29 protein-coding genes are annotated in these 26,789 nt (G+C 62.3%); 10 read left to right on the forward strand and 19 right to left on the reverse strand.

Annotated elements, in window-relative coordinates; all coding sequences use genetic code 11:
* Positions 1-229: 229 nt before the first annotated feature.
* Positions 230-385 (forward strand): hypothetical protein, encoded by a 156-nt coding sequence (locus LB558_RS32400; protein ID WP_015318552.1) that lies wholly within the window; start codon positions 230-232, stop codon positions 383-385.
* A 42-nt stretch (positions 386-427) separates the two neighbouring features.
* Here LB558_RS32400 and LB558_RS32405 read toward each other — a convergent pair whose 3' ends face one another.
* Positions 428-1,189: an SOS response-associated peptidase gene (locus LB558_RS32405; RefSeq protein WP_224701425.1), complete on the reverse strand. Its 762-nt coding sequence runs from the start codon at positions 1,187-1,189 to the stop codon at positions 428-430.
* 127 nt (positions 1,190-1,316) lie between these two features.
* Here LB558_RS32405 and LB558_RS32410 point away from each other — a divergent pair, with 127 nt between their 5' ends.
* From LB558_RS32410 to LB558_RS32425, 4 genes are all read left to right on the forward strand, one after another.
* Entirely contained in the window at positions 1,317-1,751 is a 435-nt protein-coding gene (locus LB558_RS32410; protein WP_224701427.1) for an NUDIX hydrolase, read from the forward strand.
* Positions 1,752-1,815: 64 nt separating this feature from the next.
* Positions 1,816-2,193: a TIGR02301 family protein gene (locus tag LB558_RS32415; RefSeq protein WP_224701429.1), complete on the forward strand. Its 378-nt coding sequence runs from the start codon at positions 1,816-1,818 to the stop codon at positions 2,191-2,193.
* Between the two features lie 356 nt (positions 2,194-2,549).
* Positions 2,550-2,807: a hypothetical protein gene (locus LB558_RS32420; protein ID WP_008874920.1), complete on the forward strand. Its 258-nt coding sequence runs from the start codon at positions 2,550-2,552 to the stop codon at positions 2,805-2,807.
* Positions 2,808-2,877: 70 nt separating this feature from the next.
* Complete coding sequence (locus tag LB558_RS32425; RefSeq protein WP_224701432.1) at positions 2,878-3,666, forward strand: hypothetical protein; 789 nt, start codon at positions 2,878-2,880, stop codon at positions 3,664-3,666.
* Between the two features lie 33 nt (positions 3,667-3,699).
* Here the strand turns inward: LB558_RS32425 and LB558_RS32430 are convergent, their stop codons facing one another.
* Positions 3,700-5,031: a dihydroorotase gene (locus LB558_RS32430; protein ID WP_318011693.1), complete on the reverse strand. Its 1,332-nt coding sequence runs from the start codon at positions 5,029-5,031 to the stop codon at positions 3,700-3,702.
* Between the two features lie 75 nt (positions 5,032-5,106).
* Here LB558_RS32430 and LB558_RS32435 point away from each other — a divergent pair, with 75 nt between their 5' ends.
* From LB558_RS32435 to LB558_RS32445, 3 genes are all read left to right on the forward strand, one after another.
* A complete protein-coding gene (locus tag LB558_RS32435; protein ID WP_224701436.1) occupies positions 5,107-5,964 on the forward strand; it encodes a YgfZ/GcvT domain-containing protein in 858 nt (285 codons plus the stop codon).
* Complete coding sequence (locus tag LB558_RS32440) at positions 5,964-6,599, forward strand: HD family hydrolase (protein ID WP_224701438.1); 636 nt, start codon at positions 5,964-5,966, stop codon at positions 6,597-6,599. The genes LB558_RS32435 and LB558_RS32440 overlap by 1 nt, the downstream gene beginning before the upstream one ends.
* Positions 6,600-6,719: 120 nt before the next feature.
* On the forward strand, positions 6,720-8,804 hold the full coding sequence (locus LB558_RS32445) for a putative bifunctional diguanylate cyclase/phosphodiesterase (RefSeq protein ID WP_224701440.1): 2,085 nt from the start codon (positions 6,720-6,722) through the stop codon (positions 8,802-8,804).
* Positions 8,805-8,816: 12 nt separating this feature from the next.
* On the opposite strand, the gene LB558_RS32450 is transcribed toward LB558_RS32445, so the two are convergent.
* The gene (locus LB558_RS32450) at positions 8,817-9,707 is read right to left on the reverse strand and encodes a fatty acid desaturase family protein (protein ID WP_224701442.1); all 891 of its coding nucleotides are present in this window, start codon (positions 9,705-9,707) and stop codon (positions 8,817-8,819) included.
* Positions 9,708-9,819: 112 nt separating this feature from the next.
* Between LB558_RS32450 and LB558_RS32455 the strand changes: the two genes are divergently transcribed.
* Positions 9,820-10,731 (forward strand): LysR substrate-binding domain-containing protein, encoded by a 912-nt coding sequence (locus tag LB558_RS32455; protein WP_224701444.1) that lies wholly within the window; start codon positions 9,820-9,822, stop codon positions 10,729-10,731.
* 18 nt (positions 10,732-10,749) lie between these two features.
* Here LB558_RS32455 and LB558_RS32460 read toward each other — a convergent pair whose 3' ends face one another.
* From LB558_RS32460 to LB558_RS32480, 5 genes are all read right to left on the reverse strand, one after another.
* Complete coding sequence (locus tag LB558_RS32460) at positions 10,750-11,022, reverse strand: DUF3303 domain-containing protein (protein WP_224701446.1); 273 nt, start codon at positions 11,020-11,022, stop codon at positions 10,750-10,752.
* Between the two features lie 16 nt (positions 11,023-11,038).
* A complete protein-coding gene (locus tag LB558_RS32465) occupies positions 11,039-12,502 on the reverse strand; it encodes a RimK family protein (protein WP_224701447.1) in 1,464 nt (487 codons plus the stop codon).
* Positions 12,502-13,605 carry a peptidase C39 family protein gene (locus LB558_RS32470; protein WP_224701449.1) on the reverse strand — a complete coding sequence of 368 codons (1,104 nt, stop codon included), beginning with the start codon at positions 13,603-13,605 and terminating at the stop codon, positions 12,502-12,504. Before LB558_RS32470 ends, LB558_RS32465 begins: the two co-directional genes overlap by 1 nt.
* A 310-nt stretch (positions 13,606-13,915) precedes the next feature.
* The gene (locus LB558_RS32475; RefSeq protein WP_224701450.1) at positions 13,916-14,707 is read right to left on the reverse strand and encodes an anti-sigma factor family protein; all 792 of its coding nucleotides are present in this window, start codon (positions 14,705-14,707) and stop codon (positions 13,916-13,918) included.
* The gene (locus LB558_RS32480; protein ID WP_013532577.1) at positions 14,704-15,222 is read right to left on the reverse strand and encodes an RNA polymerase sigma factor; all 519 of its coding nucleotides are present in this window, start codon (positions 15,220-15,222) and stop codon (positions 14,704-14,706) included. Before LB558_RS32480 ends, LB558_RS32475 begins: the two co-directional genes overlap by 4 nt.
* Positions 15,223-15,441: 219 nt before the next feature.
* Here LB558_RS32480 and LB558_RS32485 point away from each other — a divergent pair, with 219 nt between their 5' ends.
* On the forward strand, positions 15,442-15,693 hold the full coding sequence (locus LB558_RS32485) for a type II toxin-antitoxin system prevent-host-death family antitoxin (RefSeq protein ID WP_224701452.1): 252 nt from the start codon (positions 15,442-15,444) through the stop codon (positions 15,691-15,693).
* A 390-nt stretch (positions 15,694-16,083) separates the two neighbouring features.
* On the opposite strand, the gene LB558_RS32490 is transcribed toward LB558_RS32485, so the two are convergent.
* The 11 genes from LB558_RS32490 to LB558_RS32540 all read right to left on the reverse strand — a co-directional run bounded on the left by LB558_RS32490 (position 16,084) and on the right by LB558_RS32540 (position 26,769).
* The gene (locus LB558_RS32490) at positions 16,084-18,846 is read right to left on the reverse strand and encodes a DUF2339 domain-containing protein (RefSeq protein WP_224701454.1); all 2,763 of its coding nucleotides are present in this window, start codon (positions 18,844-18,846) and stop codon (positions 16,084-16,086) included.
* An 83-nt stretch (positions 18,847-18,929) separates the two neighbouring features.
* Positions 18,930-19,448, reverse strand: a complete 519-nt coding sequence (locus LB558_RS32495) for a PaaI family thioesterase (protein WP_224701456.1) — start codon at positions 19,446-19,448, stop codon at positions 18,930-18,932.
* Positions 19,445-20,221 carry a DNA repair protein RecO gene (gene recO / locus LB558_RS32500; protein WP_224701458.1) on the reverse strand — a complete coding sequence of 259 codons (777 nt, stop codon included), beginning with the start codon at positions 20,219-20,221 and terminating at the stop codon, positions 19,445-19,447. Before recO ends, LB558_RS32495 begins: the two co-directional genes overlap by 4 nt.
* A gap of 132 nt (positions 20,222-20,353) precedes the next feature.
* Entirely contained in the window at positions 20,354-21,490 is a 1,137-nt protein-coding gene (locus LB558_RS32505; protein WP_224701460.1) for a porin, read from the reverse strand.
* Between the two features lie 700 nt (positions 21,491-22,190).
* Entirely contained in the window at positions 22,191-22,433 is a 243-nt protein-coding gene (locus tag LB558_RS32510; protein WP_224701462.1) for a hypothetical protein, read from the reverse strand.
* A 191-nt stretch (positions 22,434-22,624) separates the two neighbouring features.
* On the reverse strand, positions 22,625-23,548 hold the full coding sequence (era, locus tag LB558_RS32515) for a GTPase Era (RefSeq protein WP_023812871.1): 924 nt from the start codon (positions 23,546-23,548) through the stop codon (positions 22,625-22,627).
* Positions 23,545-24,297, reverse strand: a complete 753-nt coding sequence (rnc, locus tag LB558_RS32520) for a ribonuclease III (protein ID WP_224701471.1) — start codon at positions 24,295-24,297, stop codon at positions 23,545-23,547. The genes era and rnc overlap by 4 nt, the downstream gene beginning before the upstream one ends.
* The gene (lepB, locus tag LB558_RS32525; RefSeq protein WP_013532585.1) at positions 24,297-25,046 is read right to left on the reverse strand and encodes a signal peptidase I; all 750 of its coding nucleotides are present in this window, start codon (positions 25,044-25,046) and stop codon (positions 24,297-24,299) included. The genes rnc and lepB overlap by 1 nt, the downstream gene beginning before the upstream one ends.
* A 78-nt stretch (positions 25,047-25,124) precedes the next feature.
* The gene (gene acpS / locus LB558_RS32530; RefSeq protein WP_023812868.1) at positions 25,125-25,538 is read right to left on the reverse strand and encodes a holo-ACP synthase; all 414 of its coding nucleotides are present in this window, start codon (positions 25,536-25,538) and stop codon (positions 25,125-25,127) included.
* Positions 25,535-26,134: a DUF2062 domain-containing protein gene (locus tag LB558_RS32535; RefSeq protein WP_224701472.1), complete on the reverse strand. Its 600-nt coding sequence runs from the start codon at positions 26,132-26,134 to the stop codon at positions 25,535-25,537. Before LB558_RS32535 ends, acpS begins: the two co-directional genes overlap by 4 nt.
* Before the next feature lie 254 nt (positions 26,135-26,388).
* The gene (locus tag LB558_RS32540; RefSeq protein ID WP_224701474.1) at positions 26,389-26,769 is read right to left on the reverse strand and encodes a VOC family protein; all 381 of its coding nucleotides are present in this window, start codon (positions 26,767-26,769) and stop codon (positions 26,389-26,391) included.
* Between the last annotated feature and the right edge of the window lie 20 nt (positions 26,770-26,789).

Below are 26,789 nucleotides of genomic sequence, written 5' to 3' on the forward strand. Positions count from 1 at the left end.
TGGCGAAAGACGTTTTCATGGGCGGCTTTATCGCCTTGGCTTGTGTTGCCGTCAAGTCGCAAGTTTCAGCAAAAACGTCGCTGGGTCACAGGTAATGACCCAGTGAAACATTTTATTAAACATGTCGGCACAGTCATGAAACATTCGTCGGCTAGATCAGCAGGCGTCACGATTTGGTCAGAATCGGCCATCAAACGCAGACACGAAAATGTTACCTGGGAAGAGAGACATGCCCCGAAGCAAGCAGGAAGCCAACCGCGCCAAGCAGCCGGCGCTCGCCAACCACTATCGCGCAATCGGTCCGGCCGCGATCGTCGCCGCTCTTCTCCACACCGCGAAGAAGAAGAAGCCGGCGCAGAAGATCGTATCGCCCCGCGCCGCCTGAAGCGGTGCACTGCCGGCGCAAAAGGCGCCTGGCATGAGGGCGCTAGAACAACGTCATCTGACTGTCGTCGGCGCCGGGCTTCTGGCGCTTGACCTTCTCGGGCTCCGGCCCGATCTCGCCTCGCTCCTGAATCTCCGATCCGGTGTTGGCGACCTTGTTGACGAGGTCGGAGACAGGAATTGCCTCGAAGAAATCCAACTGTGCCGGCCGCAACAGGTCGGCGACATCGCGCGGCTCGAGCGTGCGGCAATCCAGCCAACGAGCGAAATCCCTGGGATCGATCACCACCGGCATGCGGTCGTGGATTTGGGCGATGTCCGCATTGGCGTTGATGGTCAGGATGGCGCCGGTGTCCATTTCCGAACCGCCCGGCTCGGCATAGGTCTCGATCAGGCCGGCGAAAGCGACCAACCCGCCATGCCTTGGGCGTATCCAATAGGGCTGCCCCTTCTTGCCACCGGTTTGCCGCCATTCATAAAAGCCGGACGCCGGCACCAAAGCGCGGCGATGACGCATCGCCGCTGTGAACGAGGCCTTTTCGGCAGCGCCCTCAGAACGCGCGTTGAACAGCAATGGAAACTCCCTGGTGTCCTTCACCCAAGTCGGGATCAGTCCCCAGCGCACCAGCATCGGCTGCCGGTCCGGCAGATTCGAGCCCGGCGACCGCGGAGGGCCGGCGATCGCCATCAGGATCGGCTGCGTCGGGGCGATGTTGTAGCGCGCCGGGAAATCTTCCAGTTCGGCCAAGCCTAGCAAGGCGGCAGTCTGGTCCGGCGTCGCGGTCAAGGCAAAACGTCCGCACATGGTCGACTGGCGCCTTTCGAATGGTTCAGCTTGAAAGTGGCGATGCAACCGACGTTGCGCAACCGCTAAAGCTTGCCCATGCTGGGCGGTCCACAACAGACCTGCCTACACGCTTGATCGGGAATCCATGAACGAAGCGCGCAAGACACTTCCGGCAGTATCGGTCGCAGTCGTGCGGGCAGACACCGTGCTTCTGGTCAAGCGAGCCCGGCAACCCTCGCAAGGGCTCTATGCCTTCCCCGGTGGCAAGGTCGAACCCGGCGAGACGCTGGAGGCAGCGGCAGAGCGCGAACTTCTGGAAGAAACCGGTTTACGCGCCACAAATTATCGCCCGCTGCGGGAAATCCACATCGACGGCAAGGACGACAGCCACCCGGTCGATTATCTCCTCACGGTCTTCGGCGCCGCCTATGCCGGCGGCGAGGCGGTGGCCAACGACGACGCCGAGACGGCCGCCTTCTATACGCTCGGCGAGATGGCGGCACTGCCGCTCGCCGGCTCGGTGTTCGCGGTCGCCGAAGACTTGTTGGGCGCCGGCGGAACCCCCGGGGCGCGGTCCTGAAATCGCCTTGCGGGCGACAAATTGTTTCGCCACAAAGGCTTATGCTATTTTGCAAAGAGCGCCTATGAACCGTTCATCCATGCTCCTCGCCATATGTCTTGCCGTCAGTGCAGCCGTCTCGGCACGGCCGGCGTTCAGCGCCGAGTCACCGTTCGAGCCGGGGCTGATGCGGCTGGCGGAGGTTCTGGGGTCGCTGCATTTCCTGCGCAATTTGTGCGGCGAGAAGGGCGACCAGTGGCGTGTCGAGATGACAAAACTGCTCGATTCGGAAAATCCGGACGCCGAGCGGCGCGCCCGCTTCATCGCCAGTTTCAATCGCGGCTACCGCTCCTTCGGCGGCACCTATACGCGGTGCACGCCCTCGGCGACCGAAGCCATCAGCCGCTACATGAAGGAAGGCGAGACGCTGTCGCGCGATATCGCCTCGCGTTACGGCAACTAGGCACCCGCCCCGTCAACAACTATCCGGATCATTGCTGGGCACAGCCGATATATCGGCTTGTGCCAGGCGACATCTTGGTGCAATCCTCATGTTGCACTTCTGCAACAGTATTAACGAAACCTTACCGCGCGAAAGCGGAATTAACTCAAACTGAAGGTTTTCGCCCCGCAGGCCGCCCCAATCGGCTAAGTTTGACTCGAGCTGAACGCAGCTTCGCACAAGGCAATTGGGCTTTGTAAAAGACGATCAAAAAAATGTCGTATTTACAAATACTTAATTGTCCCTGTGTGTGAAATGAACAGATCAGGCCTGATCCACATCGATGGATCGCAGCTTGAAAGGGTGGACATTCGCTTATGGAACATGGTGTCAACGACATCGACGCGCTGGTCAGGGAAGAAAAACGCCTGACCGCCGTGGAAAGCCACAGCGAGGCCTGGGCGGAAGGTCTCTCCGCCGGGATAGAGCCCGAGATCATTGCCGAAGCAGCGCTCGAAACAGCCTTCGGCGAGATGTTGCGTGCCAATGGCGAGACCTCGGCCCTTGCCCTGCTCGACCGTATGCGTGAAAAGGTGATTGCTGGCGCCTTCGAACCTGAACGGCTGCGGCACTGAACCGAAATCCGGTTCTTTGACGGCAAAATGCCGCTCGGGCGTCATGCCCGGAAGCAGGGAGAAACGGGCAGTGAGTTTTTCGATGTCAGGCAAGCCGCGTGGCTTTGTCCTCTGCATCTCCTTCGCCGCTTGCTGTGCCGCGATTCCCCTGATTGTGTGTCTCGCGAGCGGCCCCGCCTACGCGCTGAGCGAGATCAAGCGCGAAGAGCTCCCGCCAACAGCCACGCCGTCGGCGGACGATGACATGTCGCCTCCGGGAAGCACCGTGCCAATGCCCAACCCGGTCGGAACGCCGCCGCCGACCACTGAACCGGCTGCTCCGAATGAAGCCGAGCCGGACAGCCCGGCGGATGGCGGCGTGACCAGACCGCGCGTCGATCCGGACACGCCGGTACCCGAGGTTGTCTACGATCTCGCCAAGCTGCCGGAGCCGGTACGGCGCATGCACGACCTGATCGTCGAAGCCTGCAAGGGCGGCGACATCGAAAAGCTGCGGCCCTTGATCGGCAAGGGCGACAGCGCCACGCAGATATCGCTGACCGACATAGACGGCGACGCCATCGCCTTCCTCAAGGGGCTCTCCGGCGACCCGGACGGCCAGGAGATCCTGGCCATCCTGGAGGAGGTGCTCGATGCCGGCTACGTCCACCTCGATGCCGGCACGCCACAAGAGCTTTATGTATGGCCGTATTTCTTCGCCCTGCCGCTGGACAAGCTGGACGCCAAGCAGCGGGTCGAACTGTTCAAGATCGTCACCGCTGGCGATTTCGACGACATGAAGCAGTTCGGCGCTTATATTTTCTATCGCGTCGGTATCACCCCTAGCGGACAGTGGTCGTTCTTCGTCGCGGGGGATTGAGTGCGGCTCTTCCCACCTGCGGGGGTAGGGAGCCTAGCGGGGCAAAGCCTCAGAAAACTCCACCGCCCTACCCTGGCTTGGCGTGGCGATCTCGCCTTCCCACATCACGCGGCGGCCGCGAATGACGGTGCCGACCGGCCAGCCGATCACTTCTCTCCCGTCATAAGGCGTCCAGCCGGCTTTCGAACCGGCCTGCGCATTGGTGATGGTCTGGCGCCGCTTCATATCGACGATGGTGAAGTCGGCGTCGTAGCCGGCAGCGATGCGGCCCTTTCTCGCCATGCCGAAGATGCGTTGCGGGCCGTGGCTCGACAGGTCGACAAAGCGCTGCAAGGTCAGCCGGCCGGCATTGACGTGGTCGAGCATGATCGGCACCAGCGTCTGAACGCCGGTCATTCCCGACGGTGAGGCCGGATAGGGCTTTGCCTTCTCGGCCAGCGTGTGCGGCGCGTGGTCGGAGCCGAGCACATCGACGATGCCTTGCGCAATGCCGTGCCAGACGCCGTCGCGATGGCGCGCAGCGCGCACCGGCGGGTTCATCTGGATCAGCGTGCCAAACCGCGCATAGTCGTCGGCGCTCAGCGTCAAATGATGCGGCGTCGCCTCGCAGGTCGCGACATCCTTGTGCTGTTCGAGGAACAAAATCTCTTCGGCGGTCGAGATGTGCAGGACATGGATGCGGGCGCGCGCTTGCTGAGCGATGCGCACAAGGCGTTCGGTGCAGCGCAAGGCAGCGATTTCGTCGCGCCATACCGGGTGCGATGACGGATCGCCCTCGATACGTTCGCCAAGACGCTCGCGCAGCCGAAATTCGTCTTCCGAATGAAAGGCGGCGCGGCGGCGCGTGTTCCGGAGGATCGATGCCACGCCCTGGTCATCCTCGACCAGCAGATCGCCGGTGGACGAGCCCATGAAAACCTTGATCCCGGCCGCGCCCGGCAACCGCTCAAGCTCGCCGACATCTTTCGCGTTCTCACGCGTACCGCCGACCCAGAAGGCGAAATCGCAATGCATGCGATCCGTGCCGCGCCGGATCTTGTCGGCAAGCGCTGCCTCGCTGGTGGTCAAAGGATTGGTGTTGGGCATCTCGAACACGGCGGTGACGCCGCCAAGCACGGCCGCGCGCGAACCCGTCTCCAAATCTTCCTTGTGCTCCAGTCCCGGCTCGCGAAAGTGCACCTGGCTGTCGATGACACCTGGCAGGATATGCAGGCCGCGGCAGTCGATCGTCTTATCGGCCGAGGCCTGGCGGAGATCGCCGATGGCAGCGATGCGCCCGTCCTTCACGCCGATGTCGCGAGCCCCTTCGCCGTCATGGTTGACCACTGTGCCGCCTGTCAGGATGAGGTCGTAGATCATGGCCATGCTCTCTTGCGGGGGGAGTGCCAGCGGCTTACGTAAAGGCCGACCGTTTTGCAAGATCAGGTTGCTTTTCCGCCCATGCCCTTTGCCCAGCTCAAAGACCGCGCCCTCATTTCCGTATCAGGTCCGGATGCCGAGCATTTTTTGCAGAACATCCTGACCACCGATCTCGACATCCTGGCTCCCGGCGAAGCCAAACCCGGCGCGCTGCTGACGCCGCAAGGCAAGATCCTGTTCGATTTCCTGATATCGCGCGACGGTGCAAATGCATTCCGGCTCGAATGCCGGGCCGACATAGCGGACGATTTTTTACGCCGGCTGACCCTCTACAAACTGCGCGCCAAGGTCGAGATTGCCAAATCCGATCAGGCGTTTGTCACCGTCGCATGGGGACATGAATCAACACCCTCACAATCCGATTCAACGGTGGCCGACACGCGCTTTCGCAACGACGCCGTCGAGCGCTCCTACGGCGAAACAGCTGAGCGCGGCGATCTTGCCGCGTGGCAAGCCTTCCGCATTGCCGGCGGCATTGCCGAAAGCGGCAGCGACTACCAACTCGGAGACGCCTTCCCTCACGATGTGCTGCTGGACGAAACCGGCGGCGTCGGCTTCAAGAAGGGCTGCTATGTCGGCCAGGAGGTCGTCTCGCGTATGCAGCATCGCGGCACGGCCAGGCGGCGCGTTCTGATTGCATCGGCCGACAGGCCCCTACCCGCGCCCGGCACCGAGCTGATCGTCGCAGGCCGGCCGGTTGGCACGCTCGGCTCGACCGTCGAAACCACCGGTCTGGCCATTGCGCGCATCGACCGGGTCAAGGCGGCGCTCGACGCCGGCCAGCCGATCATGGCCGGGGACGCCACCGTTTCACTTGCCATCCCGGTCTGGGCAAAATTCGCCTTCCCGCAGGAAGCCGTCAGCGCGGAGGAGGCCTGATGGCGGCCGACCGCGTCGGCGCGCCGGCACGCGCCTGGCAGCGCATGCTGTCGGGCCGCCGGCTCGACCTGCTCGACCCCTCGCCGCTCGACATCGAGATTTCGGACATTGCGCATGGGCTCGCCCGCGTTGCCCGCTGGAACGGTCAGACCCGCGGCGAACATGCCTTTTCGGTCGCCCAGCACTCGCTGCTGGTCGAGGCGCTGTTCTGCGACCTGGTGCCCGAGGCTTCGGCCGACGCCCGGCTGGCGGCGTTGCTGCACGACGCCCCCGAATATGTCATCGGCGACATGATCTCGCCGTTCAAATCGGTGATGGGCGGCAGCTATAAGGACTGTGAATTGCGGTTGCAGCGCGCCATCCATCTGCGCTTCTCGCTGCCGCCGGAACCAAGTGCTGCGCTGCGCAAGGAGATCAAGCGCGCCGACCAGATCGCCGCATATTTCGAGGCAACGCTGCTCGCCGGCTTTTCGACCGCCGAGGCGACCGAGTTCTTCGGCCGTCCGCGCGGTTTCAATGCCGACCGCTTCGATTTCACGCCACGCTCGGTGACCTGGGCCCAGAACGCGTTCCTGAAACGGTTTTCGGCGATCGAGACGTCGCGGCATCAGGTTTCGGTGCCCGCAATCGGCTAAAAACGCTAAATTAACCGGCCGGGGCCACAGTAGCGCGTTCGATCACGGTTCGCAGGCGCGCTCATGCCCGTCGCTGATGCCAAAGATGGTTCGGCCGTCCCGAAACGGGAGGCCGAAGGCATGGACCGCTCCCGCCACATGGAAGACGAACTGCGCGAACAGAATGAACGTTTTTCGGCCGCGGTCGAGAACATGTCGCATGGCCTGTGCATGTTCGACGCCGACGAGCGGATGATCATCTGCAACGGCAACTACCTAAACATCTTTTGCCTCGACGCCAAGGTGATACGCCCCGGCATCCGGTTCCTCGACATCCTGCGCCACAGCGTCGACATCGGCGTCGCCTCGCAAACCGCCGACGAACTCTACGCCATCCGCAAGCCCTATATCGACCAGGCCAAACCCTCGACTTACGAGGAGATGCTGTCGGATGGCCGCATCGTCAGCATCTCGCACCGCCCACTGGCTCTGGGCGGCTGGGTGTCGATCTATGAAGACATCACCGAGCAGCGCCGCGCGCAAGAGGATCTCAAGGAGCAGCACCGCCGCTTCGACGCAGCGCTCGCCAACATGTCGCAAGGCCTGCTGATGTATGACGCCGACGGCAAGATGATCGTGCGCAACGGGCGTTTCCTAGAACTCTACAACGTCACCGCGGCGGACTTCCCGCTTGGAACGACCCACCGCGACGCGCTCGAACGATTGCTGGAACTCGGCATCTATACGAAGATCGATGTCGACAGCGAAGTCGCCAAGACCGAGGCCTGCCTGGTGGCGAAAAAAATGCATTCAGCCTATCGGCATCTTACCGACGGCAGGACGATTCTGGTCACCCGCCAGCCGATGCGCGGCGGCGGCTGGGTGGCGACCTTTGACGACGTCACCGAACGTCGCCGTACCGAAGAGCGCATGACCCATCTTGCGCATCACGATATGCTGACCGGACTGCCCAACCGCTCGATGTTTCGCGAGCGGCTCGACCTTGCGCTGGAGGACATGGCGGCCACGCCGCTGGCGATCTTCTCGCTCGATCTCGATCGCTTCAAGGCGGTCAACGACACTTGGGGACATCCGGCCGGCGACTGGCTGCTGAAGAGCGTGGCCGAGCGGCTGCAGCGCTGCCTTCATAATGAAAACGACGTCGTTGCCCGCTTCGGCGGCGACGAATTCGTCATCATCCAGTTCAATTTCAAGGGCATTGCCAATGCTGAAAAACTCGCGAAGCGCATCGTCGAGACAATCGGAAAACCGTTCCGCGACAAGAGCCGCGAGATGCATATCGGCATCAGCCTGGGCATCGCGGTTTTCCCCGACGACGGCGGAGATGCCGACACGCTGCTGAGGAACGCCGATACAGCGCTTTACCGGGCGAAGAGCGAAGGGCGCAATCTGTATCGCTTCTTCGAACCTGGAATGGACGCAATGGTACAGGCACGGCGTGCGCTGGAGGTCGACCTTGAGACCGCGCTGCCACGCCAGGAGTTCGACCTCGATTTCCAACCCATCATGAACATCGCCTCCGGCGAGATCGTCGGCGCGGAAGCCTTGATGCGCTGGCATTCGCCGACACGCGGCACCGTGGCGCCAGATAGCTTCATTCCGGTCGCCGAAGAAACCGGATTGATCGTGCCGCTTGGCGAATGGGCGCTGAGGAAAGCCTGCACGGCGGCGGCACGCTGGCCCGCCGGCCTGCGCGTCGCGGTAAATGTCTCGGCCGTGCAACTTAAAAGCGGCAGCTTCGCCCGCAGCGTCATCTCGGCGCTGGCTTTCTCCGGCGTGCCAGCCGGTCGATTGGAACTGGAGATCACCGAAACCGTGCTGATGGATGAAAGCGAGGCGGTGCTAAGGACGCTGCGGCAGTTGCGCGAACTCGGCATCCGCATCGCGCTGGACGATTTCGGTACCGGCTATTCGTCGCTCGGCTATCTCAGGCGTTTTCCTGTCGACAAGATCAAGGTCGACCGTTCGTTCATCCACGACCTGGGCAATCGCGACACCGCGGCGATCGTGCGCACCGTCATCGGGCTGGGTGCCGAGCTTGGCATCACTGTCACCGCCGAGGGTGTCGAGACCGAGGCGCAGCTCGACATCCTGCGCGGCAATGGCTGTACCGAGGCGCAGGGCTATCTGATCGGCGTGCCGTCAAATGCGGCCGATATTCAGCGTCTGTTGAAATCCCGTGCGTTGCACAGCCAGACCGGCTGAAGTCGGCCACCATCAACGCAGCGTGTCGATATATTTGCCGTGGAAGCTGACATAGCCCGGCTCGACCACCTTCAAATGCCGCTCGATCAGCGCATGAAACTGCGGCAGTTGATGAAACGGCACGCCGGGATAGGCGTGATGCTCGGCATGGAACGGCATGTTCCACGCCAGCTTGCGAACCAGCCAATTGGTGAGCGTGGTCCTGGTGTTCTCCAGCATGTTGGCGACGAACGGACAACGGCCGTGCTCGGCCAAGAGATAGAGGCGCAGACACGGCTGGCCGAGCAAGGCCGGCAGTATCCAGACATAGAGAAGCACGGTGAGCCGGAAATAAACGGCCAGCAGAATGACTACGGCATAAAAGGCAATCATGGCGCGCGCCTCGATGCGCACCTTATCATAGCCCTTTGACGGAACGTAGCTTTCGCGACCACGGTCCGCCGCGTTGGTATAAAGCGTCTTGAGGTGCCCCCACCATAACGGAATGCCGGATATGTGGACGAGGTATTGCCGCCATGTCTCCGGCTTGGGGAACGCCAGTTCCGGGTCATTGTCGGGATCTTGCGTGTATCGATGGTGGGCAAAGTGGAAGTAGCGGAACCAGTCCGCCGGCAGTGCGATCGCCAGGCTGCACACCCGCGCCACGGCATCGTTCAGCCATTGCGTTTCGAAAGCCGTACGATGAACCGTCTCGTGCAGCAGCGTGAACAGGAACACGATGAGGATACCCTGCGGCAGCATCAGCAGCGGCCAGAACGGCGCCTTGGCGGCGATCAGCGATCCGAAGATCGCGATCGCACCCCAATGAGCGGCAAGCTGAACGACGCCTGCGGCATCAGACTTGGCGGTCAGCCGGTTGCGCTCTTCCTGCGTCAACGATGAAATTACGTCGCGATGATCCACGGGCTTCGATCCAGGCTGGGATTTGATGAAATCCACTGTAGCGCATGAAAAATCTTTCCAAAAATGACGATTTCTGCCATTTAGACAAGTTGAGCTTATCTATTCGGTGATCATGGTCGCACTTCCCTCTCTCAAAGGACTTCAGGCCTTCGAGGCCGCGGCCCGTACAGGCAGCTTTGCGGGGGCGGCGGAAGAGCTTTCTGTATCAGCCGCCGCCGTGAGCCAGCTCATCCGCACCGTCGAGGAGCAGATGGACCGCAAGCTGTTCCATCGCGTCAACCGGCGCGTCGTCCTCACCGAGGCCGGCGTCGAAATGCTGCCTAGGCTGACCATGGCCTTCCAGGAGATCGGCAGCGTCGCGCGCCAGCTGGGCGGCGATGCGTTCCGCCCGCGCCTTGTGGTGTCGGTGCCGCCATCCATGGCCATGGGTTGGCTTTCGAGGCGTCTGGCGGGTTTTGTCGCAAGCCATGGCGCCGTCGACATATCGCTCAGAGGCGACGACGACCCGGTGCCGTTCGACCGTGAGTTGATCGACATCAGGCTCTCCTATGGGCCGCATTATCGCGAGCACCCGACCGAGGATATCGTCCAGGACGCGGCCTATCCCGTGTGTGTGCCCGGGCTGACCGGCACGATCAAACCCGAAGGGCTCGCCAGCCTGCCGCTCATCCACACTGGCTGGGGACCGACCGGTGCGTCCTTTCCGTCCTGGCACAACTGGTTCGAGGCGGCCGGCATCGAACCCGGCCGGGCAGCGCAGCGCGGCCTCTCGGCCAACTCATCGCGCGCCGCACTCGATCTTGCCATTTCGGGACTGGGCGTGGCGCTGGCGCAAGGGATCTACTGTGCCGAGGCGCTGGAAGAGGGCCGGCTTGTCAGGCCCCTCGCCCAGGCACTGGAGCTGCGCCAGCCGTATTGCCTGACGATCCCGGAGCGCAGCGCCAGGCGCGATGTCGTGGGGGCGTTTCGCCAGTGGCTGATCGACGAGTGCAGGCGCGCAGTCGGCTCGCCGGCACTGCGTTGACGTGACACGCGGCGATGATCAGAGGTGCCCGCTCAATGCCTCTGCCATGTCCTTGTTTGTCGCCACGGGGATGATCTCGAATTCCACCAGATCCGCCCATTCGATGACCCAACGCTGCAGCAGCGTGACGTCATCGGTCTCCACCAGCAGGAAGCAGCGGCTCATGTCCGCCGCGATCCAGCTGTGGTGCACGAGAAGCTCGTCCGGCTTCAAGCGACCCCGGTCGCGAAAGCGACGGTAGATCTCCTTGCGATCGCAGCCGGTGAAATCCTCGATCACGATGAACAGCATCTTTTCCCCGATCAAATTACCGCCCCGGCCGGTCCAGCCGCTCCAGGAACCACTGCGTCAGCCGCACCCAGACATCGTCCTTCTCGCCGGAATCCTCCCAGCCATGGTCGAGGTTGGGGTTGTCATTGACCTCGATGACGAAGACGCCGTCCTTAGTTTCCTTGAGGTCGACGCCATAGAGCCCATCACCGATGCAGCGCGCCGCCTTCACTGCCGTCTCGACGACATGCGCCGGCGTTTCCTTCAGCGTGAAGGTCTTGATACCGCCCTGGTCGGGCTTGCCGGTGGCCTTGTGGTTGACGATCTGCCAGTGCTTCTTGGCCATCAGATAGTGCACGGCAAACAGCGGCTGGCCGCCGAGCACGCCGACACGCCAGTCATATTCGGTCGGAATGAATTTCTGCGCGATCAGAAGGTCGGAATCCTCCAGCCATTCGGTGGCGAGCGTCTTCAGATCCTCGAAGTTGGCGCATTTCTTGACGCCGCGCGAGAATGACGAATCCGGGATCTTCAGCACCAGCGGAAAGCCCAGTGTCTGCGCCGCCAGTTCGAGATCCGAGGTGCCGGCGATCATCACCGTCGGCGGCACCGGCACCTTGTTGTAGGCCATCAGCTCGTTGAGATAGACCTTGTTGGTGCAGCGGATCATCGACAGCGGATCGTCGATCACCGGCATGCCTTCCTGCTGGGCGCGGCGGGCGAAACGATAGGTGTGGTTGGAGATGGAAGTCGTCTCGCGGATGAACAGCGCGTCGTAATTGGCGAGCTTGGCGAGGTCCCGTTTGGTGATCGGCTCGATTTCGACGCCCATCTTCTCGGCGATCTTGGCCCAATAGCGCAGCGACGAGATCTCCGAGGGCGGCAATTCCTCATGCGGGTCGACCAGCGTGGCGAAGGTGTAGCGCGCCGGCGTGCGGCCCTTGGTGTCGCGCCATTCCCGGTTGGTGTAGGTCTCCAGGCACTGGATGAAGCTTTTTTCCTCGTCCTCGGTCATGCGCGCCAGCGGATGGAAACCGATCTTGCGGATCGAGGCCCATTCGGCGTTGTCCTTGATGTGGACTTCGAGCGCCGGCGCGCGGAACCAGTCGAACAGAAGTTTGGCGAAGCGGTCCCAGATTTTCGACGGGCCGATGCCGAAGAAGATGCAGACCTTTTGCGGAAAGGCGCCGCCGAGATCCTTGCGGCATTTGTTGAGCGCCAGCTCCAGTTCCGGCAGCGCGTGCTCATAAAGCTTGCGCTCCGACAGGTCGATCATCGTCTCGACCGTCGGGATCACCTTGTGGCCGCGCGAGCTTGCCAGCAGCGACGCATAGTAGCCGCGGCTCTGGTAGGCGTAATTGTTCGACAGGTTGATGACCTTCGGCCGCTGGCCGCGAAACAATGACGGGTGCGCGAGATAGTCGCGATTGGTGATGATCTTGTGCGGTGTCGCCACCTGATCGAGATCGCTCTGCCTGCCGGTAAGGATGACCCAGGTCATTATCTGTCACGCTTTCCCAGAGTGATGGCGGCACGCAATCCATCGCGACCGAACTGCGCCATGTTCATGAAGATGCCGTAAGGCACGGGAATGTTGGCTGCATCAAGGATGGTCTCCTGCCTTTCATCCTCGACCCAAGGGTCGTGGATCAGGATATGGTCGCCGTCATCGCCGATCGCCAGCACCCAGTGCGGCACCTTCTTGCCGAACATCAGAAAGCCGCTGATCAGCACCAGCACCAGCTTTCCCCCAGCGATCGCAGCGCGGATATCGTCGATTGTGAATGCACGGTAATTCACCGGGATGCCGTAAAGTTCCGCGCGTCGGCGAAAGTCGACCTGGGCCAGTTCCATCACCCTGCGCTTGTCCTCACTGCGCACCGATTGCAGGAACAACGCGCCATAGAAGGAAACGTAGATCTCCACCGCGAGCCCGCTCTCGTAGCCCGAGACAGCGAGGCCGAACGGCTCGCAACCACCGGGACCCGACATCATGAAGACGGTCGTCGCTTCACGCCACAGGCGGATTTCCATGACCGAATCCGGCACGAAGCCGCGATCGAAATTGGCCATCGCCATCATCAGGCAGCACGGGCCGCAGGTGAACTCGCAGGTCTGCGGATAGAACGGCACCTTGGTGGCGATCGGAATGTCGCCCCGCAAGGTCTTTTCGTAGCGAAGTGCCGTTTCGCCATCCTCATAGTAGCCGGGCTCGCGCCCGATCTTGCGATAACCGGCCTGTTCGTAGATGCGGATCGCGCGGCTGTTGTCCTCGCGAACTTCAAGACGCAGCATCATGCGGTCGTGCTCGAAGGCGGCATCTTCGGCGGATTCGAGCAGCATGCGGCCGACACCCAGCCCGCCGAAAAACGGACTGGTCGCAATCGAGTAGAGGCGCGCCACGCCACTGCCCTTGCGAAACAGCACGATCGCGTAGCCGGCAAGGCGGCCATCGACCTCGGCGACCAGCGTCTCGGCGGTTTCACGCTCGATGAACAGGCGGAAGGAGCGGCGGGAAATACGGTCGCTTGAGAAAACAGCTTTCTCAATGGCGGCGAGATCATCGACGTCAGACGCGCGGGCCGTGCGGATCTCGGCAGGCATGCGGCTTCAGAAAACCTCGATTGATGGTGGAAATGGCCCTACTCGAACACGTCCTTGACGCCAACCAGGGCGTTGGGAAAACCGGCGTCCACCTGGGCGCACAAAGTCCGCTCCACCACCTTGAATCTTCGCCTCGTGTTTCCAAAAACCGTTTCCAATTTTCGGGGCGATGCGACGGCATTCATCAAGCGCTATCGCACCTCGATTAGGGCCGAATTGTGACAAATCCGACGCCGGCCCGACGGGCGCAAAAGGTCCTTCGGCCGGACCAGCATTCGCGGATCGACTGCACCGGCAAAAGCGATGCCGTTCAGCTTGCCAGCCCGTTCACAAGTTGCGTGTAGGCGCTCCTGGCGACCTCGGCCAGCCGCTCGCGCGGCAAGGAGCCGACCACGGCGCAGCCATAGCCCTTGTCCAGCCAGTAGACGGCCTGGGGACCGTCTTGTGCCGACGCATAGGTCCCCTTGGCGTTCTCCGTCGATTCCGTGGTGACGAACAGCGATATACGCTGCCCATTGCCGTCCTCGTAAAGCAGCATGGCGGCCTTGCTCTCGCCTGCCGGCAACAGCCGGCCGCCGACCAACTGGAATCCGTCGGCGGTCAGGTCGGGCGCCACCAGCTTCAACCCTACCCGGTTGGACAGCCAGGTCTGCAGATGGTCCTTGTCGCTGGCCGGCACCTCGACGGCATGCCGCTTTTCGGCGGCATAGATGACATGGGCCGCGATTGCCTGCTCAGCCAGCCGATCTTCCGCCGGATCCTCCAGGCCGATGCCGTCGATGCCGGCAAAATAGCCACCAAGTCCGCCTACGACCAGAAGCACGGCGGCAGCAGCGGCAAACCACCAGCGTGAGCGTGGCACAACTGCCTTGACCGGCACCTCGCCAAGCACGACCTTGCGCAACCGCGCAGGCACGGCTTCATCCAGCACGTCGGCGAAGGCGGCACGCAGCGCCGCCCGGTCGGCGGTGAAACGGGCGCTCTTGGCCTTCATCTCGGGATTGGCGTCGAGCCAGGCATCGTAAGCCGAGTGCTCATCGCTGGGCAGCTCGCCATCGAGCGCCATGTGGATGTCACGTTCGGAAAAGTCGCGGCGGATCATTTCTCCACGATCCTTATCGCGCGGCGGCGCGCCGTGTCGTCCAGCAATCCGCGCAATTCCTCACGCCCGCGCGCAATTCGCGACATCAGCGTGCCGGCCGGGACACCCAGAATGTTGGCAGCTTCGGCATAGGAAAAACCTTCGATGGCGACCATGACAAGGGCCGCGCGGCGGTCAGGGCTGATCGCCTGCAACGCATCGATGATCTCGCGCGAGGCTATGCTCTCCACCTGCTCCGCAGGTTGGGCCACGGCCTCGCCCGCCTCCAGCGGCAGCATCGCCGCCTCGCCGCGGCGGTTCACCTTGCGCATCTGATCGATAAACAAATGATGCATGATCGTAAACAGCCACCTCCTGGGGCTTTCTCCCGTCTGCCAGTTGTCGAGCCGCACAAGTGCCCGCTCGAGGCAATCCTGGACAAGGTCGTCGGCAGCGTCGCGGTCGCGCAAAAGCGAGCGTGCGTAACGGCGCAGGCGCGGTATTTCGCCAAGGATTGCTGCCTTCTTTTCGTCCATGACCGCTGGTTTCGAGGTCGCCCTTGTTGATCCCGATTGAACGCGCCTTCCGGGTGCGGCGCAAGCGGCCAGCGCGAAGCGGTCCGCCGCCCCGGTCACCCAAGCGATGAGATAACGATATGAAAAGTTGGTTTATTCCCGAACCGAAGGCAGCGGCAACTCGATTGTCTAACTACGTAAAATAGGTATAATAGGTGAATCACGTAGAAAGGCCACGGGATGAAGCAATTCACTTTCTCCGACATGAACCGCGTGTCCGGGGAAATCCTTGAAACGGCGCTGATCGAACCTGTCGCTCTTACAAAGCGCGGGAAAGAGAAACTGGTCATTCTGTCAGCCAGCCAATACCGGCAACTCATCGGTTCGCCTCGTGCCCCCGCTTACACGCTGGAGGACGCGCCGGATGAAGTTCACGATGAACTGATGTCCGGATTGGAGTCCATCATAGACGGCGACAAGCCGGATGCTTAGGCCCGGCGATTTGCTCGATACTACTATCTGTGGGCGCGCCCGGCTGACGACGGCGAGGAATCCGGCCGCAAGGCGCGGCCCGTCTGCATCGTAGTCAGAACGCCGACCGCACCCTGCCGCATTGTTCCTATTCCCGGTCACCTCGCAAAAGTCCGACCAGTCCCGCGTACATATGGCTATTAGCGAAATGGAATGCCGCAGGGGCGGTCTCGACTTCCCGTCATGGCTGATCCTCGACGAGTACAACCACGTTCAGCTTGACGAAGCTTACGATCTCGTCTCGACGAAGCCGATCGGTTCTTTCAGCCCAGCCTTCGTCCGCAATATTGCGGCCCTCATCAAGAGGCGGCTACGCAACGCCGCCTGCGTGGCGTCCGGAGATAGCGAACGTCACGCCTCCCTCGCAGCCCGTGTCAGCAGCCGTTGGTAGAACAGGCCGATGCCGATCAGCACGGCGCCGAGGCCGATGAAGGAAAGCGCCCTGAGAACGCCTTCCAGCTCCGACATATCGAAGATGAAGACCTTCAGCACGGCGACCGCGATCAGCGCGGCGGAGGCAATGCGCAGCACCTGGGATTTCAGCCAGACGCCGGCGGTGAGCAACGCCACGCCGATGACCAGCCAGAGTGCCGAGTAGGTGTAGGTTTCCAACTGGCCAAGCCCGCTCCACAGGCCGATGAACTCGCCCTTGAACAGGCGCCTCACCGACAGCGTGGCATAGGCGAAGGCAAGCACGGCAGCCACCACGGCCAGCATCTGCGCATACCATTTCGGCCGCTTGTCCCTAGCGTAGAGCGCCAGCCCGCCGGCGGCGACCGCCGGCAGGAGATAGGCGAGGAACAACAGGTTGAACACCGGGATCTGGCCGGTCGATTCGTCGGTAAGCAAAGGATTCAGCACCACGAAATGCCTGACAACGATGAAGGCGACCGAGGCCACGCCGGCGGCCATCGAACCATAGCGCATCACCGCGCTTGGCGAGCGCATGTCGATGGCGACCAGGATGGCGCCGGCGCCGATGGCGATCAGCGTGTAGATCGACTGTTCGGCGAGCGTCATGGCACCCATGTCGATGACGCCGCCGTGCATGGCGTGGCGCACCAGCATGGCGAGCGTGAGCAGCGCAAACAGAGCCGCAGCCGCTTCCATGGCAAGGCGCGGCCGGCCATTGCCAGCTACTGGCAGTGCGGGGGTGGTGCGGGCGAGCTGCCGGGCGGCAAAGCCGAAGGCCAGTGCCGGCACGCCGTAGCCCGGCAGCAGCCAGTTGAACACCGGCGTCGTCGACAGGAAACCGGCGCCGACAATGGTCGGGTCGAAGGCGACGCGGCCAAGCACCGCGATCACCGCGCCGACCGAAATCCAGCCGAGCACCGGATAGACGCGCCAGCGCGTGGCCAGCGCCGGCACGATGGCCGCCGCACCGAGCAGGATGGTGGTCCAGCCGGAATCGAAAGCCATATGCATGAGCAGGAGCCCGGCGATGGCCGCGCCGCCCAGGGCAAACGACACCGCGAGACCGCCCTTGAGCGGCGGCTCCTCGGCGCGCGCGATCCACTCGCCGCCGGCGGCGAAAATGACGACCAGCAGTGCCGCTGCGGCAGCGTAGACAAGGTCACGGTCGAGATTGCCGAAGGTGAACCAGAGTGCCAGCAGGATGACCAGCGGGACGATGACGCCCCACGCCGCCCATGAGGCCGCGCGGATTTGCATCCCGGCGGCAAACCTGCGCGCCGCCCAAAAGCCGGCGCCGATGAAGACCAGGCCGAGGCCAATCCCGATGCGCAAGGTCAGCGCGTTGGACGTGGCCACCGGCAGTCCGTCGACGCCCAGGGCACCGCCCGGAAAATCGGAAGCGATCGAGGTTGGCGGGATGATGCCGAGGTAGATCAGCACCGTGACCAGGCCGGCCGCGTAGACGAGCGGCAGCGCCAGCGGACGATAAAGCGCGACCGCCACCATCGCGGCGATCACCACGGCGCCCGGCAAGGCGTAGCCGGCGGCAGCGAAGGCCGGATCGACTGACAGGCCCAGCGCCGAGAATGCGACGAACAGGCCAGGCATGATGGACGGCCAGTCGAAAGCCCTGGCTGGCGCGGTTTCGTCGCCACGGCGAGCGAGCCAGACAAGGGCGAGCACAGCCAGCGTGACGGCGTCGACGAACAGGATGGCCGAGAGGTTCGCCCCCGGCGCATCGGTCATATAGAGGATCGTCCAGACACCGGTGCCGAAAAAGGCGGCCGCCATCAGTAATTTCCAGTCGCGCATGCGGGCGATGACGCCGGTCGCGGCGAGCACGATCGCGAGATAGCCGAACAGCGCCCAGGGATTCGGTGCCTGCGAGGCGACCAGCACCGGCGTCACCATGGCGCCGACAAGGCCGATGCCGGCCAGCGCCTGGCCATGGACAAGGGCTGCTGCGATCGTCGCCACGCCGATGATGCCGAGCAGAGTGAATGCGAGTGCCGGGCCAATGAAGCCGTAAATGCCATGCGCGGCATAGACGGTGCCGAACAGGATGAAGGCACCGGCTGCGGTCAGGATCGCCGGAATATAGGCGCCGGCGGCGCCTTGCACCGGCACTTTGAAGCCGGTGCGGCGGATGAACTCGCCGCCGGCCACCAGCACCAGGCCGAGCACTCCGGCCATGGCCAGCCGCACGCCGGGACCGAAAATGCCGGCTTCGATGGTGTAGCGGATCAGGAACAGGCCGCCCAGCGCCAGTGCGATGCCGCCGACCCAGACCGCCCAACGGGTGCCGAGCGCCGTTTCGACATCGGACTGGCGGGTGGCTTTCGCCGCTGCGGCAGGCGCGGCAGGTTCCGCTGCCTTCGGCTCGCTTGGCGCCCATGGCCCGGACACGAACTCACCGATTGGGGCTCCCGCTTCCATGGCTGGCGCCTGTGCGGCGACCGGCTCGCTTATTGCTGGCGAGGGAATGTCGGCCGCTGCCGCAACGGCCGGAATCACAGCGGTGGGCGCGTCGTCGGGCGTGGCTTGTTCGGAGGGCTTGGCCGCAGGCGGCACGGCACCGGAAAGGACCAGGCTGCGCAGCGCGCCAAGCTCGCGCTCGACAAGGCGTATGCGGCTCTGCTGGCGCGAAATGATGACGAACAAGGCGATGATGGCGACAAGGCCGATCAGGCTTTCAAACATGGCGGTTCCCCCAAACCAGGCCAGTTTTCACTGACTTTCGTCGTACTGACATTTCAAATGCGGCGGCCAAACGGCCACAAAACTCAACGCGCCGCCAGATTGGCGGCCGGAAAGATCGAGCATGTTTCGGTGCCGAAAGCCAGCAGCTTGCCGCCAGCATCCTTCAGCGTCGCTTCCGACACCGCCAACGTGCGGCCCTTGTGAACAACCCTGCCCTCGCAGACCACCTCGCCGGTCTTCGGCGTGATGGGCCGCGTCAAATTCACCTTGAACTCCGCCGTCGTATAGGCCTCGCCCTTGTCGAGCAGCGTCTGCACGGCACAGGCCAGTGCCGAATCGAGCAGCGTCGCCGCCCAGCCGCCATGTACGCTGCCCAGCGGATTGAGATGGCGCTCGCTCGGCATGCCACGAAAGACAGCGCGCCCGTCCGAGACTTCGGTGAGAGTGAAATTCAGCTGAAAGGAAATCGGCGGCGCCGGATACTTGCCGTCGACGATGCGCTGCAGCAATTCCAAACCGGTGTATTTCAGGATGTCGGCGTGCGGAATGGTGCCGAGTCCGAGCGGTGAGACCCGGCCAGGATAAAGTTCGACCTCGCTCATGTGATGATTTCTCTGGCTGCGGCCTCGCCAGCTATGGCCTTGCCGCGCGCCTGATGCTTGCGCAAGGCGGCGAGGAAGCCGGTACGAGCGTCCGGCGGCTCGATGCCGCGCGGCTCATAGACGTGGCGGGTGAAAAAGAAGCCGGTCAGCCGGAAGGCGTCGCCGACATCAGCCGCATCGGCGCGCAGGCCGGAGCTGCGCTGCAGGAAGGCCGGCAGAGCCAGCATCTTGTCGCGCCATGGCAAACCGGCTTCGCGCGATACCGCGCGTCCCGACTTCGGCGAGACATAGGCCAGGTCCTGTCGCGTGCCGGTGGCGGCGCACTGGCTGAGATCGAGGCCGAAGCCGAGTTCATCGAGAATCAGGAGTTCGAAACGCGCTACCAGTTCGCCGGCGGCATCGGCATCGTCGAGATGGACGATCATCACCGATAGCGCCTCGTAGAGGCCGCCATGGGCGTCGCGCTCGGGCAGCAGGCGCAGATGCGCGGCCATGGTCTGCAAGCCGTAGACGGCGACGGCGCTGTCCATCAACCGGGCCGCGTTCATCTCGATCGGTTCAGCCTGGAAGGTGCCGAGATGTTCATCAAGGCGCGCACGCCACAACAGGTCGACGCGATTGCCGGGCTGGAGCACGGGCTGCTGCTTGCGCGAACGGCCTCCGCGAACAAGGCCAAGATGACGGCCATGCGCGCGCGTCATCACCTCGAGGATGGCGCTGGTTTCGCCATGCTTGCGGGTGCCGAGAATGATTCCCTCGTCGCGCCATTCCATTTCAGGAGCTTTTCACCGGTCGGGTGGCGAAATCAAGGTATGGGCTTGGGCCTCCGGTAACTCTCATAACAATGCATAAAAAACCGCCCGCAGCGATGTGCTGCGGGCGGGCTGGTGAGGTCAGTCGATCCGTTAGAAATTGCGCTGGAAGCGAACGATGCCGCCGACGCTGCTCTTCTTGTCGGCCTTGGTCCAGTTGTTGAAGTCGAAGTCGTCGAATTTTCCTGCATTGAGGTAATCGACTTCAGCCGTGATCGTGTAGCCGGGGACGATGGTGTAGGCAACGTTGGCCGCGACGCCGAGGTTCTTCCAGTCGTCATAGGAGACCTGGGCGTTGAACGCGGTCTTGTCGTTGAACTTGTAGGTGCCGCCGCCCCAGATCGCCCAGTTTCCGCCCCATGGCTTGTATTGGGTACGGCCTGTGCCGAAGTCGTTGATGTTGTCGTTGGTGCCGTAGCCGCCCATGACGAACAGCGTCAGTTCCTTGCTGACGTTGACGTCCAAACGGACCTTGCCGGACACTTCTTCATAGTTGCTGTCATAGGCCACGACGCCGGTGATCGCACCCCAGTCGCCCTTGTACTTCAAACCGCCGACGACATGCGGAACATAGCTGTCGATCGTGTTGACGCCGGTGCCTTCCTCGAGCGAGACCACGCCCGTGAAGCCGCTGCCTGCGTCGAAGTAGTAGCTGATGAGATTGGTATCCTTGACACCATAGGGGATGAGCGTGTCCTGGATGACATTGCCGGCATAACCGATGAATTGGTCGTATACCGTTTCGTCCTTACCGACGCGCAGGCCGCCGAGCTGGATCCAGGCGAAGTTGAGGGTGGTGGCCTTGTTGCCGGCCTGCCAGCCGGTGCCGTCACCGGTATAGTCGCCGGAAGAGTTGCCGAACTGGAAGCGGGTCTCGGTAAAGGTCTTCAACGTGCCAAGTTCGGTTTCCTGGCCGGTATAAGTCCTCAGCGTGAAGCGCATGTTCTTGTAATAGGTGTCGTGCCTATCGCCGTCCATGTGATCGGCCACGTTGTTGGCGCCATCGAGCGAGCCGGAATCGCCGACGCCCATGTCGTAGCGGAGATAGCCGCCGATGCGCAGGCAGGTCTCGGTGCCCGGAATATAGAAGTAGCCGGCGCCGTAGACGTCGCAGATCTTGACGTATTCGGCCGGTTCCGGTTCGGCGACGACGACAGCGTCGGCGGCGCGCGCGCCGCTGACCGCGATCAGGGCCGCGGCTGAGCCGAGAAGGAGGCTCTTGATGTTCATTTTCTGACCTCTCCAGTCATAGTTATAAATGGCTTCGGATTTGTGGCTGGCGGCAATGTTTTCCCGCCTCACCCCCACAACGAAAAAGGCTCACACCGCTCGCCCTTTTCAGCGGCGAACATACCCATCGATCATCTGCCTTCAATGACGATTTCCGAAATAATGCCAATTCCGTGAACAGTTTAACGATGTGTTGCACAAATAACACTTCCCATGACAACGGATGGCACAACTGGCACGACGTCATATATTAAATATATATGCGGATACTTTCGCGGCTAAATACACTTCTTACGTTATATATTTCTAAAATTTCCGCATAATGCGGAATATCTACCTGATTCCGCCGAAATCAACCTGATTCTTGCCGCCCCCTCTATCGTCAGATGAGGCACATCGCCCAACCCACTCTGACACCGAGGCGAAAAGCGGGATGACGTTTCCAAGCCTGTCTGCCTCTTCCAAAACGATCGAAATTCCCTGGAGCGCCGTCGCGTCGCTGATTGTGACAGCAGCCAACCGGAAAACGATTCCTCCGTGACGCCTCTCAGTCGGCCTTGGCGAGGCAGGCGACGTGGTCGCCCGCCTCGATCAGGCGAACGGCACTCCATAAGCCCGGGAAAGCGTCGCGTCGGTTGGAAAGTCGCTGGTCGCGCCGTGCGATGGCGGATGTTCGGCGACAGGACTGGGTTCTGGTTGGCTAGAGCGGCTTGTCGTTCGGTGCTTCACGCCCGCGCGCGCGATCGGCAAGCACTTCATCGACTACGTGCCAGGATTTTTCAAACTCGACGAGGTTGATGCCGATGTGTCCGCCGACCGTGATCAGCGCTTTGCACATCATCGCTTCGTCGGCGGGAGGGTCGGCGCAGAACGCTTCCCGGCTTTTGCCCTCGAAAAGCGTCCAGGCAATTGCCAGATCACAGGCGGGATCGCCCTTTTCCATCTCATCTCGTCACCAAGATAGAAGGCCTCAGCCGCCAATCTCGACCGGCCTGACCGCAAGATCACTCCTGTGTGGCGACCAGTCGGCTGACAAGCGCCGTGCCGATGTTCAGATTGCTGACCATGGACCTGGAGCGATTTATTTGAACTCTCCGAAAACCGCTTGCCGCTGTCGCTACGCGGACCTTCGATCTAGCGCGGAAACTCGAGCCCCATTTCGCGGTAGCGCTCGGGGTCGTCGCCCCAGTTCTCGCGCACCTTGACGAACAGGAACAGGTGCACCTTCTGTTCGAGGATGCCTGCTATCTCCATGCGCGCCGCCTGGCCGATGGCGCGGATGGTCTCGCCCTTGTGGCCGAGCACGATCTTCTTCTGGCTGTCGCGCTCGACATAGATGGTCTGGTCGATGCGCACCGAACCATCCGGCTTCTCTTCCCATTTCTCGGTCTCGATGTGCGAGGAATAGGGCAATTCCTGATGCAGCCTGAGATAAAGCTTCTCGCGCGTGATCTCGGCCGCGAGCTGGCGCATCGGCAGGTCCGAGATCTGGTCTTCCGGATAGTACCAGGGACCGACCGGCAGAGCCTCGGCCAGATAATCGAGCACGTCCTTGCAGCCGGAACCAGTCAGCGCCGAAACCATGAAGGTGCGCTTGAACGGCACCCTTTCGTTCGCTGCCGCCGACAGAGCCAGCAGCGCTTCGTGCTTGACGCGGTCGACCTTGTTGAGGATCAGCACCATCGGCTGGCGCACATCCTTCAGCCGTTCGAGGATGGCGTCGGCGTCGCCCCTGATGCCGCGTTCGGCGTCGATCAAAAGCAGCACGATATCGGCGTCCTTGGCCCCGCCCCAGGCGGTGGTCACCATCGCCGTGTCGAGCCTCCGCTTCGGCTTGAAAATGCCGGGCGTGTCGACGAAAACGATCTGCGCATTGTCATGCGTGGCGATGCCGCGCACGATGGCGCGGGTTGTCTGCACCTTGTGGGTGACGATAGACACCTTGGCGCCGACCAATTGGTTGACCAAGGTCGACTTGCCCGCATTGGGCGCGCCGATCAGCGCGACAAAGCCGGAATGCGTGGCGGCTGCGGTCGCCGGCTCTTCGGTGGCGGTCATGCCGCACTCCCTTCACTTGAGCGCGCGCGCTCCGATTTTTGGGCCGATGCGGTGGCCCAGACGCCTTCGCGCAAAAGAAATGCCGAAGCCGCCGCTTCTTCGGCCACCCTGCGGGAGCCGCCAGTACCGCTTATCGGCGCAAAGCCGCGGACCTGCAAGGACACCGTGAAGACGGGCTGGTGGTCCGGGCCTTCGCGTTTCTCGATCACATATTCGGGGCGCGCATCGCTGGCCTTGGCAATCCATTCCTGCAGATCGGATTTCGGATTGAGCGGCTTTGCGATCACCGTATGCGAGCGCGGTTCCCAGTAGCGCAGGACGAACCGCCGCGCGGCCTCCATGCCACCGTCGACGTAAACCGCCGCGATCAGGGCTTCTACCGCATCCGCCAGATAGTTTCCGCCCGAGCCCCGCGACCGCATCTTCAAGGCAGAATCGGCGCGGACCAGATCCTCCAGCTGCATTTCGATGCCGATTTCGGAGCATGTCCGCGCATCGACCAACGCATTGAAGCGCGGGGCGATTTCACCTTCCGGCGCATCAGGAAATTTCTCGAAAAGCATATCGGCGACGACAAGCCCGAGCACGCGGTCGCCAAGAAATTCAAGACGCTGGTTGTTGGTGGCCGCCTTGACCGCACTGGAATGCGTCAGGGCGGTCTCAAGCAAACGGACATCCTTGAAGACGTGGCCGGTCTTGGCCTTCACCAAACCGGCCAGAGTTTCGCCTGTCGGACGCTTCAAAGCCATCAATTGACGAAGTGGAACAGGCGCGAAGCGCGCATCAGCGACGGCCATTTCCAGATTTCGAGAGGGCTCGCCTTGCCGGCGATCGAGAAGAAAACAAGATTGGCGCGGCCAACCAGATTTTCCGCGGGAACGTAGCCGACAGTGAAACGGCTGTCGGCGGAATTGTCCCGGTTGTCGCCCATCATGAAGTAATGGCCGGGCGGCACGTCGAATTCGCGGGTGTTGTCGCCGATTGAATTCGAATTCAGGTCGAGCGTGTCGTAGCTGACGCCGTTGGGCAAGGTCTCACGATAGACATCGATCGGGCGCGATTCCTCGGTGATGTCGGGATTGTCGATCTGGCCTGTTTTCACGCGCGGCACGCCGACGCCGTTGATGAAAAGCTGACCGTCCTTGACCTGGATCTTGTCACCCGGCAGGCCGACAACGCGCTTGATGTAGTCGACGGACGGATCAGGCGGGAACTTGAAAACCGCTACGTCGCCGCGCTTCGGCTCGGAGCCCCAGATGCGGCCCGAAAAAATATCGGGTCCAAAAGGCAGCGAATAGCGCGAATAGCCATAGGACCATTTGGTAACGAACAGATAGTCGCCTTCCAAAAGCGTCGGCCGCATCGATCCTGATGGGATCGAAAAAGGCTGGAACAGCAGCGTGCGGATGACCAGGGCGAGCAAAAGCGCCTGGACGATGACGCTGACGGTCTCGCCAAGCCCGCCGGATTTCTTCTCGGATTTTTCAGCCACGCTCATGTCGTCCTCGATTGTGCGTTGGATGGTATAGAGTCTCGGCGCGCGCTGGGCAACGTCAATGCCGGTCGTCAGAGGCAATCAATGTGGCGCTTCTTCGACGGGCAGCGCCTCGATGATCACAAAGGCTTGAGCGAGCGGGAAATCATCCGTGATGGTGAGGTGGATTGCCGCCCGATGGCCCTTTGGCAGGATTTTGTCCAGCCTGGCCTGCGCTCCTCCCGTCAGCGCCATGGTCGGCGCGCCACTTGGCAGGTTGACGACACCCATGTCGCGCCAGAACACGCCCTGCGCCAGACCAGTGCCCAGCGCCTTGGCGCAGGCTTCCTTGGCAGCGAAGCGCTTGGCGTAGGAGGCAGCACGCGCCCGCCGGTTTTCGGAGCGGGCCTGTTCGATCTCGGTGTAGATTCTCTGGATGAAACGCTGACCATGACGCTCCAGCGATTTCTCAATGCGTCTGATGTCGATCAGGTCGCTGCCGATGCCGATAATCATCGCGCAGTGGAACCGATGCTTGCGCCGGGATGGGACGATTGCGCATGCCGGCTTGCGCGCTCGGCCAGACGTTTGCGCCGCTGTTCCCGGAAAGCGTTCATACCCCAGCGCGTGATGGCGTAGAACAACAGCCCGAACACCAGTCCGAGCGGTACCGCGCCTATCAGCATCGGTTCAAGGACCGGTTTCCATAATTGCGCGAAGGAGAGGTTATGCAGCATCTCACCCAGATGTGCCGGCGGCCCATGCGTCGGCAGGCGGTCATGCAGGATGAGCTTGCCCGTTTCCCACGACGCGCCCCATAGCAATGGGAAGGTCAGCGGGTTGCCGAAAAAAACCGCACCAAGCGCCGCCGCCACCAGATTGCCGGCGATCACCCAGCACAGGATGGCAGCGATGATGAAATGGAAACCGACGGGGAAGAATGAAGCAAAGACACCGGCCGCAACGCCGGCCGCCACCGCATGCGGTGTGGCCTTCAGCCGCAGGATGCGCTTGGAAAAATACTGAAGCGAGCGCGAAAACGAGCGGCGCGGCCAAAGGTAGGTACGCACCCGCTCATAAAGGCCATCAGGCTTGCGGCGTCGAAAAAGCACTCTGTTCCCGTTCCACAGCGCCCGCAACGGCACCTTCAGCCGGGCGTGGCAGCCACATCTTGCGCTTGACGATCACCCTATGGCAATCGCCACCTTATATAATGACGCGCTGGCGCAAGAACAACCAAACACCTTCTGTGCGCCGCGCTTGTTGCCGCCCTTCGGGGCGGCAGGTCTTGCTTCCAACATTGGACAATCGCGGCGAATTTAGGGAACCGGCAGTCGCATTGCGAAGGGCGCAGCGTCGCAGGCGGCTACGGCAGATATTCGCTGACCTCGACCAGATTGCCGTCCGGGTCACGGAAATAAACCGACATCATCGGACCGCGGGCCCCGATACGTTCAACCGGGCCGAGTTCCACCACCACACCATTGGCCGCGAGTCGGGCACGGACCTCATCCAGTGGCCGGTCGGTGATCAGGCAGAAATCACCTGATCCTGATGTCGGTGACTTCGCCTTTGGCTCGAAAGTGCGGCCGACCTCATGCACATTGATCTTATGGGCACCGAAAGCCAGCGCCGTCGGCCTATCCGCCGCGTCGATGCGCTCAAAGCCCAGCACGCGCTGGTAAAACTCGCAGGTCTCTTCCAGCGAAGCGACCGTCAGCACGAAATGATCGATGCCGGCGATCATTTCCAATTTGTCTTCACGCA

The sequence above is a fragment of the Mesorhizobium sp. CO1-1-8 genome (assembly GCF_020164875.1).
GTDB lineage: Bacteria > Pseudomonadota > Alphaproteobacteria > Rhizobiales > Rhizobiaceae > Mesorhizobium.

Excerpts from the sequence above, each read along its gene's own strand:
- LB558_RS32400 (WP_015318552.1), top strand. The coding sequence starts at position 230 with ATGCCCCGAAGCAAGCAGGAAGCCAACCGCGCCAAGCAGCCGGCGCTC.
- LB558_RS32405 (WP_224701425.1), bottom strand. The coding sequence starts at position 1,189 with ATGTGCGGACGTTTTGCCTTGACCGCGACGCCGGACCAGACTGCCGCC.
- LB558_RS32410 (WP_224701427.1), top strand. The coding sequence starts at position 1,317 with ATGAACGAAGCGCGCAAGACACTTCCGGCAGTATCGGTCGCAGTCGTG.
- LB558_RS32415 (WP_224701429.1), top strand. The coding sequence starts at position 1,816 with ATGAACCGTTCATCCATGCTCCTCGCCATATGTCTTGCCGTCAGTGCA.
- LB558_RS32420 (WP_008874920.1), top strand. The coding sequence starts at position 2,550 with ATGGAACATGGTGTCAACGACATCGACGCGCTGGTCAGGGAAGAAAAA.
- LB558_RS32430 (WP_318011693.1), bottom strand. The coding sequence starts at position 5,031 with ATGGCCATGATCTACGACCTCATCCTGACAGGCGGCACAGTGGTCAAC.
- LB558_RS32435 (WP_224701436.1), top strand. The coding sequence starts at position 5,107 with ATGCCCTTTGCCCAGCTCAAAGACCGCGCCCTCATTTCCGTATCAGGT.
- LB558_RS32440 (WP_224701438.1), top strand. The coding sequence starts at position 5,964 with ATGGCGGCCGACCGCGTCGGCGCGCCGGCACGCGCCTGGCAGCGCATG.
- LB558_RS32445 (WP_224701440.1), top strand. The coding sequence starts at position 6,720 with ATGGACCGCTCCCGCCACATGGAAGACGAACTGCGCGAACAGAATGAA.
- LB558_RS32455 (WP_224701444.1), top strand. The coding sequence starts at position 9,820 with ATGGTCGCACTTCCCTCTCTCAAAGGACTTCAGGCCTTCGAGGCCGCG.
- LB558_RS32460 (WP_224701446.1), bottom strand. The coding sequence starts at position 11,022 with ATGCTGTTCATCGTGATCGAGGATTTCACCGGCTGCGATCGCAAGGAG.
- LB558_RS32465 (WP_224701447.1), bottom strand. The coding sequence starts at position 12,502 with ATGACCTGGGTCATCCTTACCGGCAGGCAGAGCGATCTCGATCAGGTG.
- LB558_RS32470 (WP_224701449.1), bottom strand. The coding sequence starts at position 13,605 with ATGCCTGCCGAGATCCGCACGGCCCGCGCGTCTGACGTCGATGATCTC.
- LB558_RS32475 (WP_224701450.1), bottom strand. The coding sequence starts at position 14,707 with ATGATCCGCCGCGACTTTTCCGAACGTGACATCCACATGGCGCTCGAT.
- LB558_RS32480 (WP_013532577.1), bottom strand. The coding sequence starts at position 15,222 with ATGGACGAAAAGAAGGCAGCAATCCTTGGCGAAATACCGCGCCTGCGC.
- LB558_RS32485 (WP_224701452.1), top strand. The coding sequence starts at position 15,442 with ATGAAGCAATTCACTTTCTCCGACATGAACCGCGTGTCCGGGGAAATC.
- LB558_RS32490 (WP_224701454.1), bottom strand. The coding sequence starts at position 18,846 with ATGTTTGAAAGCCTGATCGGCCTTGTCGCCATCATCGCCTTGTTCGTC.
- LB558_RS32495 (WP_224701456.1), bottom strand. The coding sequence starts at position 19,448 with ATGAGCGAGGTCGAACTTTATCCTGGCCGGGTCTCACCGCTCGGACTC.
- recO (WP_224701458.1), bottom strand. The coding sequence starts at position 20,221 with ATGGAATGGCGCGACGAGGGAATCATTCTCGGCACCCGCAAGCATGGC.
- LB558_RS32505 (WP_224701460.1), bottom strand. The coding sequence starts at position 21,490 with ATGAACATCAAGAGCCTCCTTCTCGGCTCAGCCGCGGCCCTGATCGCG.
- LB558_RS32510 (WP_224701462.1), bottom strand. The coding sequence starts at position 22,433 with ATGGAAAAGGGCGATCCCGCCTGTGATCTGGCAATTGCCTGGACGCTT.
- era (WP_023812871.1), bottom strand. The coding sequence starts at position 23,548 with ATGACCGCCACCGAAGAGCCGGCGACCGCAGCCGCCACGCATTCCGGC.
- rnc (WP_224701471.1), bottom strand. The coding sequence starts at position 24,297 with ATGGCTTTGAAGCGTCCGACAGGCGAAACTCTGGCCGGTTTGGTGAAG.
- lepB (WP_013532585.1), bottom strand. The coding sequence starts at position 25,046 with ATGAGCGTGGCTGAAAAATCCGAGAAGAAATCCGGCGGGCTTGGCGAG.
- acpS (WP_023812868.1), bottom strand. The coding sequence starts at position 25,538 with ATGATTATCGGCATCGGCAGCGACCTGATCGACATCAGACGCATTGAG.
- LB558_RS32540 (WP_224701474.1), bottom strand. The coding sequence starts at position 26,769 with ATGATCGCCGGCATCGATCATTTCGTGCTGACGGTCGCTTCGCTGGAA.